Below are 12,549 nucleotides of genomic sequence, written 5' to 3' on the forward strand. Positions count from 1 at the left end.
AGACATGCTTGGCTAGACCGCTTCCCTAGACATTCGAGGCTTCGCAAATGACCCACTTTTCCGGCTTTTCGCTGCTCAAGAACGCGCTGACAGGCCACAAGAACTGGCCCGAGCAATGGCCGGACAAACAGCCCAAGGACGAATACGATGTCATCATCGTCGGTGCCGGTGGGCATGGCCTTGGCGCGGCGTATTACCTTGCCAAGGAACATGGCATCACCAATGTCGCCGTCATCGAAAAAGGCTGGCTGGGGGGCGGCAACACGGGCCGCAACACCACGATCATCCGCTCGAACTATCTCTATGACGAAAGTGCGAAACTCTACGATCACGCGCTCGATCTGTGGGAGAACCTGTCGACCGAGCTGAATTACAACGTGATGTATTCCAAGCGCGGCGTCATGATGCTGGCGCACAACGTACATGATGTGCAGTCCTTCCAGCGTCACATCCACGCCAACCGGCTGAACGGCGTCGACAACCAGTGGCTGAACCCCCAGCAGGCCAAGGAATTCTGCCCGCCGCTCAACATCTCTCCGGATGCACGCTATCCCGTCATGGGCGCCGCCCTGCAAAAGCGTGCGGGCACCGCGCGCCACGATGCGGTCGCCTGGGGATATGCACGCGCGGCCGCCAAGCGCGGCGTCGATATCATCCAGAACTGCCCGGTCATTTCGATCCGCCGCGGGGCCGATGGGTCGGTCGAAGGTGTCGAAACCGCCAAGGGGTTCATCAAGGCCAAGAAGGTCGCGGTTTCTGCTGCCGGTCACACCAGCGTGGTGATGGACAGCGCGGGCGTGCGGATGCCGCTGGAAAGCTACCCGCTGCAGGCGCTGGTGTCCGAGCCGATCAAGCCGGTCTTCCCCTGCGTCGTGATGTCGAACACCGTGCACGCCTATATCAGCCAGTCCGACAAGGGCGAACTGGTGATTGGCTCGGGGACCGACCAGTACACCAGCTATTCGCAGCGCGGCGGCTTGCCGCTGATCGAACATACGGTCGCGGCGATCTGCGAGGTCTTCCCGATCTTCAACCGGATGCGGATGCTGCGCAAATGGGGCGGCATCGTCGATGTCACGCCGGACCGCTCGGCCATTCTGGGCAAGACGCCGGTCAAGGGACTGTATGTCAACTGCGGCTGGGGCACCGGCGGGTTCAAGGCGACACCGGGGGCGGCGCATACGCTGGCCTGGACCGTGGCCAAGGACGAGCCGCACCCGATCAACGCCCCCTTCACGCTTGAACGATTCACCACGGGCCGGCTGATCGACGAAGCCGCCGCTGCCGCCGTTGCGCACTGAGGAGACAAGACCATGCTATTGATCCATTGCCCCTATTGCGACGACACGCTTCCCGAACTGGAATTCGCCTATGCCGGCGAAGCCCATATCGCGCGTCCCGAAGATCCCTCGAAGCTCAGTGACGAAGAATGGCGCGATTTCCTGTTCATCCGCACCAACGTCAAGGGCGTTCACGCAGAGCGCTGGCGGCACATCAACGGCTGCGGCCGTTTCTTCAATGCCCTGCGTGACACGGTAAGCGACCGCTTCCTGACCACCTACAAGGCCGGCGAGGCCCGCCCTGATACCACCGACCTGGAGGCCGCAGTATGACCACGTATCGTGTAAACGGCCGAGGCCGTGTGAACACCGGCAAACCCGTCACGTTCACTTTTGACAGCCAGACCTACCAGGGGTTCGAAGGTGATACCGTTGCGTCGGCGCTGCTGGCCAATGGCGTGCACCTGATGGGGCGCAGCTTCAAGTACCACCGTCCGCGCGGCGTCGTGACTGCCAGCTCGGAAGAGCCAAACGCACTGATCGGCACCACGCGTGCCGGCGAGGGCCGGTTCGAGCCGAACACCCGCGCCACGATGCAGGAGATCTATCCGGGTCTGACGGCCGAAAGCCAGAACAAGTGGCCAAGCCTCAAGTTCGATCTCGGTGCGATCAACGACCGGCTCTACATGCTGTTCTCGGCCGGTTTCTATTACAAGACGTTCATGTGGCCCCGCAGCTTCTGGGACAGCGTCTATGAGCCGATCATCCGCAAGGCCGCCGGTCTGGGCAAGGCGCCCACGCATGTCGATCCCGACATCTACGCAAGCCGCTATCTGCACTGCGACGTTCTGATCATCGGTTCCGGCCCGTCCGGCATTGCTGCCGCGCTGGCTGCCGGACGTGCCGGTTCCAAGGTCGTTCTGGTGGATGAGAACTCCGAGATGGGCGGCACGCTTCTGTCGGAGCCCTCGGTTTCCATCGACGGTCAGCCCGCCTGGGAGTGGCTCGAAGGGGCCATGGCAGAGCTGGACCGCCTGCCGAATGTCACGCGCATGACGCGCACCACGGCGATCGGCTATTACCACCAGAACATGATCGGTCTCGTGCAAAAACTGACCGACCACATCGCGGATGTGCCCGACGGGGCGCCCCGCGAACGCATGTGGCGGCTGCGCGCGAAAGAGGTCGTGCTGGCCCAGGGTGCTATCGAGCGCCCCATGGTCTTTGACGGCAACGATGTGCCCGGCGTGATGATGGCCGGGGCAGCGCAGACCTTCCTGAACCGTTTTGGCGTGCTTGTGGGCCGCGAACCCGTCGTGCTGACCAGCCATGACAGCGCGTGGTACACCGCTTTCGACATGGCCGACGCCGGTGCAAAGGTGGTTGCCATTGTCGACACCCGCAACGAGGTTGCGCAGGCCCTGAAGGACGAGGCGCAGAAGCGCGGGATCAAGACACATCTCGGCTACACCGCCACCGGCACCAAGGGCCGGCTGCGGGTCAAGGCGTTGCGCGTCAATCCCGTGAGCAACGGCAAGGCGGGCGATGCGACACATCTGTCGTGCGATGCCGTGCTGGTTTGCGGTGGCTGGACGCCCTCGCTGCACCTGTTCTCGCACACCAAGGGCTCGCTCGACTGGGATCCTGAGGCCAAGGTCTACCTGCCCGGTCACAAGACCGAAGACGTGCATATCGCGGGTGCGGGGCGCGGGCTTTGGGGTATTGCCGCGGCGCTTGAGGATGGCGCCAAGGCCGGTGCCGAGGCCATCGGGTCGCTGGGTGGCAAGGCGGACGTTGTCGCCTTTGAGGTCACCGCGGATCGCACCGGTACCGGCATCACGCAAAAGGAACTGCCGACAGACCGCAGCGCCGGCAAGGCGAAGGCATTTGTCGACTTCCAGAACGACGTGACCGCCAAGGACATCCGCCTGGCCGTGCGCGAAGGCATGCGGTCCATCGAACACGTCAAACGCTACACCACCAACGGCATGGCGACCGATCAGGGCAAGTTGTCCAACATGAACGGCCTGACCATCGCATCCGACGCCCTGGGCAAGGAAGCACCGCAGGTGGGTCTGACGACCTTCCGTCCTCCCTATACACCGACCACTTTCGGTGCCTTTGCGGGCTATCACAAGGGCGCCCATTTCGAAGTCACGCGCAAGACGCCCATCGACAGCTGGGCCGAAGAGCATGGCGCGGAATTCGAACCGGTCGCGCTGTGGCGGCGGGCCTGGTATTTCCCGCAGGCCGGCGAGGACATGCACAAGGCGGTCGCCCGTGAGTGCAAGTCCACGCGAGAGAGCCTTGGCATCTTCGACGCCTCGACGCTCGGCAAGATCGAGGTCTCTGGCCCCGATGCGACGGAATTCATGAACCGCATGTACACCAACCCCTGGACCAAGCTGGGTGTCGGACGCGCGCGCTATGGCCTGTTGCTGGGCGAAGACGGGTTCATCCGCGACGACGGCGTCATTGGCCGGATGCGCGATGACCTGTTCCATGTCACCACCACCACGGGCGGCGCGCCGCGGGTTCTGAACATGATGGAGGACTACCTCCAGACGGAATGGCCGGACCTGAAGGTATGGCTGACCTCCACGACCGAGGAATGGGCGACCATCGCGTTGAATGGCCCCAATGCACGCAAGCTGCTGGAGCAGTTTGTCGAGGGCGCGGATATCTCGGCCGAGGCATTCCCGCATATGTCGGTCGTGGAATGCACCGTCGCGGGCTTCCCCTCGCGGCTCTTCCGGATCAGCTTTACCGGCGAACTGGGCTTCGAGATCAACGTGCCCGCCCGTCACGGCAAGGCGCTTTGGGAAAAGCTCTGGGAGGCGGGCCAGCAGTACGACATCTGCCCCTATGGCACCGAAACCATGCACGTTCTGCGCGCCGAGAAGGGCTTCATCATCGTGGGCCAGGACACCGACGGCACCGTCACCCCACAGGATGCCGGGATCGGATGGGCCATCGGCAAGAAGAAGCCCGATTTCGTTGGCAAGCGCTCGCTGGATCGGCCGGACATCGTGGCGCCCGGACGCAAGCAGCTGATCGGTCTTCTGACGGAAGATCCCAAGACCGTGCTGATCGAAGGTGCTCAGATCGTCGATGATCCGAAGCAGCCCAAGCCGATGAAGATGATCGGCCATGTGACCTCGTCCTACTGGTCCGAGTCGTTGGGCCGCTCCATCGCCATGGCAGTGGTCGAGGGCGGGTTCGACCGGATGGAACAGACGCTCTACGTCCCCGACGCGAACGGAACCCCGATTCCGGCGAAGGTCACTGGCACCGTGTTTTATGACCCGGCGGGCGACCGCCTGAAGGTCGAATGAGGAGGTGAGATCATGAATGCTCCCGCAACATCTTTCGATGCCGTCACCGTGACGATTTTGCCGCCGGTGGCCCGCTTCAACCTGCGCATCGCGCCCAGCGACCTGGCAGCCGCTTCCCAGGCATTTGGTCTCTCCTTGCCGACGAAAATCGGCCAGGGCGAACAGAATGCCGATCGCGGCGCCTATTGCATCGGGCCGGATGAATGGTTGCTGCATGCCGCAGAAGCTGACCAGCAAGCCATCGTGGCGGCCTTCGACGAGGTCCGCGCGAACACCCCCCACAGCCTTGTCGTGATTTCCGATCGCGAGTTGACGATCGGCATCACCGGGCCTGCTGCGGCTGAGCTGCTGTCGGTGGCCTGTCCGCTGGACCTGTCGCGCATTCCCGTCGGCGGCGCCAAGCGCACCGTTTTCGACTATGCGCAGGTCACGCTGATCCGCGATGGCGAGGACGCGTTCCGCCTTGAGGTTTGGCGGTCCTATTTCCCGCATGTTCACGGTCTGCTCGAAGTCGCCACCCGAGAGCTTGCCCTGGGTCTTTGACGGCCCACTCAATTTACTCGACCCTCTCTTGACCGCGCCCCGCCTTGGGGTGCGATCCCCTTGCTACGCCTGAAAGGACCCTTTTCATGCTCGCCAAAGCCGAAACTGCCCGCATCTCTGACACGGCCATCGCCGAAGCCGTCAGCCACGAGCTGGACCGCCAGCAGAACCAGATCGAACTGATCGCGTCCGAAAACATCGTAAGCCGCGACGTGCTGCTGGCACAGGGCTCGGTGCTGACCAACAAATATGCCGAGGGCTATCCGGGGCGCCGGTACTACGGTGGCTGCGAGCATGTGGATACCGTCGAACAGATCGCCATCGACCGGCTGCGCAAGTTGTTTGGCGCGGGGTTTGCCAATGTTCAGCCGCATTCCGGCGCGCAGGCCAACCAGGCCGTTTTCCTGGCCCTGCTTCAGCCCGGCGACCGCATCATGGGCCTGAATCTGGCACATGGCGGGCACCTGACCCATGGTTCGCCGGTCACGATGTCGGGCAAATGGTTCGACGTGGTCAGCTATGAAGTGTCCAAGGACGATCTGCTGATCGATATGGACAATGTGCGCAAGGTCGCGTTGGAGACGAAACCCAAGTTGATTGTCGCGGGGGCGTCCGCCTATCCGCGGCACATGGATTTCGCCGCGTTCCGTGCCATTGCCGATGAAGTCGGCGCCTATCTGATGGTCGACATGGCGCACTATGCGGGTCTGATCGCGGCCGGTGAGTATCCCGATCCGGTGCCCCATGCCCATGTCGTGACCTCCACCACGCACAAGACCCTGCGCGGCCCGCGCGGCGGCATCATCCTCACCAATGACGAAGCCCTGGCCAAGAAGTTCAACTCGGCCGTTTTCCCGGGCAATCAGGGTGGACCCCTGATGCACGTCATCGCGGCCAAGGCGGTGGCCTTTGGCGAGGCGCTGGAGCCTTCGTTCAAGCAGTATGCAAAGGATGTGGTCGCCAATGCCCGTGCGCTGTCCGACGTGCTGGTGACGGGTGGTCTGGGCGTCGTGTCGGGTGGCACCGATTGCCATATGGTGCTGGTCGATCTGCGCCCCAAGGGCGTGACCGGCAAGGTCGCCGAGATCGCGCTAGAGCGGGCAGGGCTGACCTGCAACAAGAACGCCATCCCCTTCGATCCCGAAAAACCGTTCGTTACCTCCGGCGTCCGTCTTGGCACATCCGCAGGCACAACGCGTGGCTTCGGCGAGGCAGAGTTCCGCAAGGTCGGTGAACTGATCCTGCGCGTGATCGACGCGCTCGCCGCGAATCCCGAAGGGGATGCCGATGTCGAGGCTTCCGTGCTGAAAGAGGTGCAGGCCCTGTGTGCCGCGCACCCGATCTACAGCGACGGCGTGTAAGCCATGTTCCTGTCGGTCTTCGACATTTTCAAGATTGGTGTCGGCCCCTCATCGTCACATACGATGGGGCCGATGACCGCCGCTGCGCGCTTCCTGGATGATCTGCGCGTCGGGGCCGAAAAAATCCCCGGCGCGGGCACGCTTGCCCGCCTGGGTGCTTCCTTGCACGGCTCTCTCGCATTCACCGGCAAGGGCCATGCAAGCGACCGCGCGGTGATCCTGGGGCTGATCGGCTATCTGCCTGCCACGCTTGATCCGGACGCGGCAGAAGCGCTGGTAGCCGAGGTCAGGAAGACCAAGCGCATCAGCCCGCCGGGGCTTGGCACGCTTGATTTCGACCCTGAAACCGACCTCGTGTTCGACTATGGCCCGCCACTGCCCGGCCACGCCAATGGCCTGGTGCTGCGCGCCTTCGACGAGCGCGGCAATCCCTACCTGACGCAGACCTACTATTCGGTCGGCGGTGGGTTTGTCCTGACCGAGGCCGAGCTTGAGGCCGAAAAATCCGCAAAGACCCAGACGCTGCATGCCGAGAAAGAGGCAATGGGCTATCCCTATCCGTTCGGGTCGGCGGCAGAGATGCTGGAAATGGGCCGCGCTTCGGGCAAGAGCATTGCCGAGATGAAACGCGCCAATGAATGTGCTCATCAGAACATCTCGGCGCGTGAACTGTCGGCCCAGATCACCCGCATCTGCGACGTGATGAATGCCTGCATCGACCGCGGCTTGCGGATGGAGGGTATCTTGCCTGGCGGGCTGAGCGTCAAGCGGCGCGCCAAGGCGATCCACGAACAGCTTCTGGCGGAACAGGGCAGCAACTTGCGCCAGCCGCACGCGGCGACGGATTGGCTGTCGGTCTACGCCATGGCCGTGAACGAGGAAAACGCGGCCGGGGGCAGGGTCGTGACATCACCCACCAACGGGGCGGCGGGCGTGGTGCCATCGGTGATCCGCTACTATCGCGACCAGTGCATCGGTGCCACCGAAGAGGGCGTGGAGATCATGGTTCTGACAGCCTCGGCCATCGGCGGTCTGATCAAGCACCGGGCCTCGATCTCGGGCGCTGAATGCGGTTGTCAGGCAGAAGTGGGAAGCGCCTCAGCCATGGCGGCGGCGGGGCTGTGCGCAGCCCTTGGCGGCACCAACGAGCAGATCGAAAATGCGGCCGAAATTGCGCTGGAGCATCACCTGGGCATGACCTGCGATCCGGCGGGCGGGTTGGTGCAGGTTCCCTGCATCGAACGCAACGGTCTGGGGGCCATCAAGGCTGTCAGCGCCGCAAGTCTGGCCTTGCGCGGGGATGGCACGCATTTCATGCCGCTCGACAATTGCATCGAGACCATGCGCCAGACCGGCGAAGACATGAACACCAAATACAAGGAGACGAGCCTTGGAGGCCTTGCCGTCAACCTGCCCGAATGCTGAATCCAGATCGGACACAGGTGTCATGACCGAGCCGCAGTTCATCCTGAAACTGTCCTGTGACGCCGCACCGGGGATCGTGGCGGCGGTCACGTCCGCACTGGCAGCCGAGGGCGCGAACCTTGTCGAAACTGCGCAGTTCTGGGATCGCCAGAGCGATCGCTTTTTCCTGCGCGTGGCGTTTCTGGCCCCGGAAGACGACGAAAGCCGCATCGTCGACGCGCTTGCCCCGATCAAGGCGCGCTTCGAGATGGAGATGACCCTCACGCATACAGCGCGCAAGCCTCGCATCCTCATCATGGTGTCGCGCTTCGATCACGCTTTGCTGCATCTTCTCTACCAGGTGCGTGTTGGCTGGCTCGATGCGGAAGTCGTTGCCATCGTTTCGAACCATCCCGATGCACGCCGCATCGCCGAGCATGAGGGGCTGCCCTTCCACCACCTGCCGGTCACCCGCGCGACAAAGGCCGAGGCCGAGGCGGAACTGCTGGCGCTGGTCGAAGAAACAGACGCTGATCTGGTGGTTCTGGCGCGCTACATGCAGGTGCTGTCCGACGAAATGACGCGCGCGCTGTCGGGGCGGGTGATCAACATTCACCACTCTTTCCTGCCCAGCTTCAAGGGGGCCAAGCCGTATCACCAGGCACATGAACGAGGGGTCAAGCTTATCGGGGCCACCGCGCATTATGTTACCGCAGATCTCGACGAAGGGCCGATCATCGAGCAAGAGGCAGAACGCGTCGCCCATTCCATGACGGCGGACGACCTGGTCGCTGTCGGACGTGACATCGAAGCGCGGGTTCTGGCGCGGGCAGTCAAGATGCACCTTGAAGGACGCGTCATGCTCAGCGGGCAACGGACGCTGGTCTTCATGTGACCCGAGACAATCATTGACGAATGTCCTGGGGGAGGGGACAACAATGCTGCTGCGGGCTGTGTCCGCGGAAGCAGGGTGTGGACTCTGATCGACTCCCGACAATTGAGGGGCGAATTCCAAAAGGGAAGTGGATGTTCAAGGGCGGACCGGGATAGGTCTTGTTCAGGCGAGTTCCGCAGATTCGAAAATTCGGTACGTTGCCGGTCCGCACGTCTACATTCGATTTGCTGTGCGAAAAGCACACTTCAGGGCGGTGAACATGTCACGAGGATTTCTCTTCTTCCTATTCTTCACCGCCATTTTCCTGCAAGCCGGAGCCTATGGGCTGACCTTCATGTTGCCCAGACTGTTTGACAGTTTCGGGGCCGACGAAAAGATTGTCGGCGGCATGTTGTTTGCGACGACGATCTCAACGGTCGTGACCGTCTACTTCTCGGGGCATTTATCGGATTACTTCGGACGGCTTCGCACATTGAGCGGGGCTTGCATTGCGATTGCCGCGTCCCTTTTTCTTTATGGTTACCTTGATACGGTAGGGGTCGGTCTGGTCACGGCCAGCCTGCTTCTGGGATTTGGATGGGGGCTTACGTATTCTTTGGGCCCGGTTGTTCTGTCAAGGCTGGTCAGCGCAGACGCACGGGTGCGCTATTTCACACTGCTTTCAGTATTCGTCATGGCGGGCTTTGGCCTTTCTCCGGTCCTGGCCTCTGTTCTTGAGGGGGCGGGATTCTCCGTCCGCCATGCCTTCTATGTGACCGCAGCCCTTTGTGTCATCAGCGCTTTCCTGTTTCTGGTTCTTGATCTTCCGATCAAGGCTCATGCGATCAGCCCCCGTGCCGAGGCGCCGTCCAGGATTACATTGGCATCGCTCTCCGGCGTGATGGCGTCGCGTTCTCTTCTGCCGATCTTGATGATCTGTCTCGGCGCAAGTGTCTTTGCGGGAATGATCAATTTTCAAACGGTATTCGCCGACGCAAGAGGTCTGAACTACGCCAGCTTCTTTCTGCTCTACACCGTTACGGTGGTGATTTTCCGTCTGATCCTGGCACGCTTCAAGGGGGGCAATAACCCCTATCGCACGATTGCACTTCTTTTGTACGTGATGTGTTTCAGCGTGGTGATCTTTATTTTCAGCGGAACAAGTTTCCCATTGTACATGGTCGTGGCAGTCCTTTTTGGGATTGGGTACGGAATATCCTATCCGATCCTTGTCACCATGGCCGCCAACGATGCCGACGAGAGCCTGGGTGCACAGACCCTTCAACTCTTCGCACTCACTTATTTCATTGGCATATTCGGGTTCCCGCTGATTGCAGGCTGGATGATCGTAGAATTCGGAACATGGCCACTGCTGGTTTTCATTGCGGTTCTGGCCTTGATCGAGGCAACCTTGGCGCTTCGACGATCCTTGGCCTAGGCGCTTCTGCGCGGCGGCCAGCGGGCTTCACGCGATTGCTGCCCGCAGCACAGGGCACGTTACGGAAGATGCCTGGGTCGTTGTCCGCACGCTGGGCTGGGACAACGATGGATCCTAGGCGTGGAACGCGACCGCGATGTCAGCGGCCAGCCGGGCATTGTTCTCGACCAAGGCAATGTTCGCCTTCAGACTTTGCCCATCCGAAAGCTCGAAGATCCGTTGCAGCAGGAACGGCGTCACCTGCTTGCCCGAGATACCCCGCGCTTCCATCTCTGATTGCGCCGTGCGGATGTATCCATTGATGATATCGACCGGGATTTCATCTGCCGTCGGAATTGGGTTTGCGACCAGAAGCCCCGCCCCAAGGCCAAGCTCGTCGCGAACCTTCTGAAATGCGGAAATATCAGCGACATTGTCCAACCTGAGCGGAACCGCCAGGTCAGAGCCGCTTGTCCAGAAGGCCGGAAGGGTATCCGTCTTGTAGCCGACGACCGAGACGCCCTGCGTCTCAAGCACTTCCAGTGTCTTGGGAACATCAAGAATGGCCTTGGCGCCCGCTGCCACGACAATCACATCCGTTCTGCCAAGTTCGGTCAAATCTGCCGAGATATCGAAACTGGTTTCGGCGCCGGCGTGAACGCCGCCGATTCCGCCCGTCGCAAACACCCGAATGCCAGCCATCCGTGCCACGATCATTGTGGCGGCAACGGTTGTTCCGGCTGTTTTCCCCTGAGAGATCGCGAAGGCCATGTCTGCGCGCGAGATTTTCAGCGCGTCTTCGGTTCTGGCCAGACGCTGCAATTCATCCTCACTCAGGCCAATCTTCAGGCGACCATCAAGCACGGCAATGGTGGCGGGAACCGCGCCGCGGTCGCGTATGATGCTTTCGACGTTCTTTGCCATGTCGACATTGTCGGGAAATGGCATGCCATGTGTGATGATGGTGCTTTCAAGGGCGACGACGGGTTTGCCGTTGTCCAGGGCGTTCAATACATCCGCGTGGATATCGATAAAGCCGGGTAGGGGAGCCATGTTCTTCTTCTCTTTCAGCAGGTTTTCGAAAGTCTATTGGCAAGCGTTACAGAAAGAAACTCTTGTGTGGTTCCGGCTTGATTTGCCGATATGATCTCTCGAACCCACCATGCCGGAGTGCCCCATGCCCGACGCCCGCCTGTCTGCTTTGCCCACCCCTTGCCTGCTGGTCGACGAAGCCCGCATGAAGCGCAACATTGATCGCCTTTCGCAACATGCGGCGTCTCTTGGTGTCGCTTTGCGGCCGCATCTGAAAACCACAAAGAGCGTCGCGGCCGCACGCTATGTTCTGGCGGACGGCAATGGTCCCGCGACGGTGTCGACGCTGGCGGAAGCGGAGGTCTTTGCCGACGCAGGGATCACAGACATCCTGTATGCGGTGGGCATCAGCCCGGACAAGTTGGAGCGCGTCGTTGCCCTGCACCGTGCGGGGTGTCGATTGATCGTCCTGTTGGACAGCGTCGCCCAGGCCGAAGCCGTTGCGGCGGCTTCCAGGGACTCCGGGGTCGCGATCCCGGCCATGATAGAAATCGACAGCGATGGTCATCGCAGCGGGTTGACGGCGGACGACCCGGCATTGATCGACGTCGGGCGCGTCCTGGATGCAGGGGGTGCAGCGTTGTGTGGCGTATTGTGCCACGCCGGCGAAAGCTATGGCGCTGTTGGGCGCGGCGCACAGGCCGTCTTCGCCGAACAGGAACGGCGCGCGGTGGTCGATGCATCCGACAGGCTGCGCGCGGCGGGGCTGCCCTGTCCGGTGGTCAGCGTCGGTTCCACCCCCACGGCCCATGCGGCCCATGATCTGACCGGCGTCACGGAGCTGCGCGCCGGCGTCTATGTGTTCTTTGATCTGGTCATGGCGGGGATTGACGTTTGCGACTTGGATGACATCGCGTTGAGCGTGCTGACCACGGTCATAGGGCACCAGGCAAAGCGCGGCTGGACGATCTGCGATGCAGGTTGGATGGCGATGTCGCGGGATCGTGGTACAGCAAGCCAACAGGTGGATCAGGGCTATGGGATTGTCTGTGATGACGCGGGCCGTGTCATTCCGGGATTGATCGTCATTCAGGCAAATCAGGAGCATGGGGTGATCGCGCCGCGCCCTGGGTTCGACGGCACGGCCCCGGATCTGCCGCTGGGTACGAAACTGCGTATCTTGCCCAATCACGCCTGCGCCACGGCGGCGCAACATGGTCAGTACCACGTCATTCCCGCCAAGGATGGCGCGCCGCTGGCCACGTGGTCGCGGTTCGGCGGGTGGTAGCAAGGCCGAGCGGTC

10 protein-coding genes are annotated in these 12,549 nt (G+C 61.9%); 9 read left to right on the plus strand and 1 reads right to left on the minus strand.

Annotation, left to right across the window (positions count from 1 at the left end; translation table 11 throughout):
• Window positions 1-47: 47 nt before the first annotated feature.
• The 8 genes from H8B03_RS15965 to H8B03_RS16000 all read left to right on the plus strand — a co-directional run bounded on the left by H8B03_RS15965 (window position 48) and on the right by H8B03_RS16000 (window position 10,235).
• A complete protein-coding gene (locus H8B03_RS15965; RefSeq protein WP_193142892.1) occupies window positions 48-1,301 on the plus strand; it encodes a sarcosine oxidase subunit beta family protein in 1,254 nt (417 codons plus the stop codon).
• A 12-nt stretch (window positions 1,302-1,313) separates the two neighbouring features.
• A complete protein-coding gene (locus H8B03_RS15970) occupies window positions 1,314-1,613 on the plus strand; it encodes a sarcosine oxidase subunit delta (RefSeq protein WP_193142893.1) in 300 nt (99 codons plus the stop codon).
• A complete protein-coding gene (locus H8B03_RS15975; protein WP_193142894.1) occupies window positions 1,610-4,615 on the plus strand; it encodes a sarcosine oxidase subunit alpha in 3,006 nt (1,001 codons plus the stop codon). The genes H8B03_RS15970 and H8B03_RS15975 overlap by 4 nt, the downstream gene beginning before the upstream one ends.
• Before the next feature lie 12 nt (window positions 4,616-4,627).
• On the plus strand, window positions 4,628-5,158 hold the full coding sequence (locus tag H8B03_RS15980) for a sarcosine oxidase subunit gamma (RefSeq protein WP_193142895.1): 531 nt from the start codon (window positions 4,628-4,630) through the stop codon (window positions 5,156-5,158).
• Between the two features lie 86 nt (window positions 5,159-5,244).
• A complete protein-coding gene (glyA, locus tag H8B03_RS15985) occupies window positions 5,245-6,519 on the plus strand; it encodes a serine hydroxymethyltransferase (RefSeq protein WP_193142896.1) in 1,275 nt (424 codons plus the stop codon).
• Between the two features lie 3 nt (window positions 6,520-6,522).
• The gene (locus tag H8B03_RS15990) at window positions 6,523-7,944 is read left to right on the plus strand and encodes an L-serine ammonia-lyase (protein WP_193142897.1); all 1,422 of its coding nucleotides are present in this window, start codon (window positions 6,523-6,525) and stop codon (window positions 7,942-7,944) included.
• 22 nt (window positions 7,945-7,966) lie between these two features.
• Window positions 7,967-8,818, plus strand: a complete 852-nt coding sequence (purU, locus tag H8B03_RS15995) for a formyltetrahydrofolate deformylase (RefSeq protein ID WP_193142898.1) — start codon at window positions 7,967-7,969, stop codon at window positions 8,816-8,818.
• A gap of 259 nt (window positions 8,819-9,077) precedes the next feature.
• Window positions 9,078-10,235, plus strand: a complete 1,158-nt coding sequence (locus H8B03_RS16000) for an MFS transporter (RefSeq protein WP_193142899.1) — start codon at window positions 9,078-9,080, stop codon at window positions 10,233-10,235.
• A gap of 114 nt (window positions 10,236-10,349) precedes the next feature.
• Here H8B03_RS16000 and H8B03_RS16005 read toward each other — a convergent pair whose 3' ends face one another.
• Window positions 10,350-11,267, minus strand: coding sequence for a pseudouridine-5'-phosphate glycosidase (locus H8B03_RS16005; RefSeq protein ID WP_193142900.1), 918 nt, complete (start codon window positions 11,265-11,267; stop codon window positions 10,350-10,352).
• Window positions 11,268-11,391: 124 nt separating this feature from the next.
• On the opposite strand from H8B03_RS16005, the gene H8B03_RS16010 reads away from it, so the two are divergent.
• On the plus strand, window positions 11,392-12,534 hold the full coding sequence (locus H8B03_RS16010) for a DSD1 family PLP-dependent enzyme (protein WP_193142901.1): 1,143 nt from the start codon (window positions 11,392-11,394) through the stop codon (window positions 12,532-12,534).
• The last annotated feature ends 15 nt before the right edge of the window (window positions 12,535-12,549 follow it).

This window comes from Meridianimarinicoccus sp. MJW13 (genome assembly GCF_014901205.1).
Classification (GTDB): Bacteria; Pseudomonadota; Alphaproteobacteria; order Rhodobacterales; family Rhodobacteraceae; genus Meridianimarinicoccus.

Coding starts and splice junctions, on each gene's coding strand:
- H8B03_RS15970 (WP_193142893.1), top strand. CDS start 1,314: ATGCTATTGATCCATTGCCCCTATTGCGACGACACGCTTCCCGAACTG.
- purU (WP_193142898.1), top strand. CDS start 7,967: ATGACCGAGCCGCAGTTCATCCTGAAACTGTCCTGTGACGCCGCACCG.
- H8B03_RS16000 (WP_193142899.1), top strand. CDS start 9,078: ATGTCACGAGGATTTCTCTTCTTCCTATTCTTCACCGCCATTTTCCTG.
- H8B03_RS15980 (WP_193142895.1), top strand. CDS start 4,628: ATGAATGCTCCCGCAACATCTTTCGATGCCGTCACCGTGACGATTTTG.
- H8B03_RS15990 (WP_193142897.1), top strand. CDS start 6,523: ATGTTCCTGTCGGTCTTCGACATTTTCAAGATTGGTGTCGGCCCCTCA.
- glyA (WP_193142896.1), top strand. CDS start 5,245: ATGCTCGCCAAAGCCGAAACTGCCCGCATCTCTGACACGGCCATCGCC.
- H8B03_RS15965 (WP_193142892.1), top strand. CDS start 48: ATGACCCACTTTTCCGGCTTTTCGCTGCTCAAGAACGCGCTGACAGGC.
- H8B03_RS16010 (WP_193142901.1), top strand. CDS start 11,392: ATGCCCGACGCCCGCCTGTCTGCTTTGCCCACCCCTTGCCTGCTGGTC.
- H8B03_RS16005 (WP_193142900.1), bottom strand. CDS start 11,267: ATGGCTCCCCTACCCGGCTTTATCGATATCCACGCGGATGTATTGAAC.
- H8B03_RS15975 (WP_193142894.1), top strand. CDS start 1,610: ATGACCACGTATCGTGTAAACGGCCGAGGCCGTGTGAACACCGGCAAA.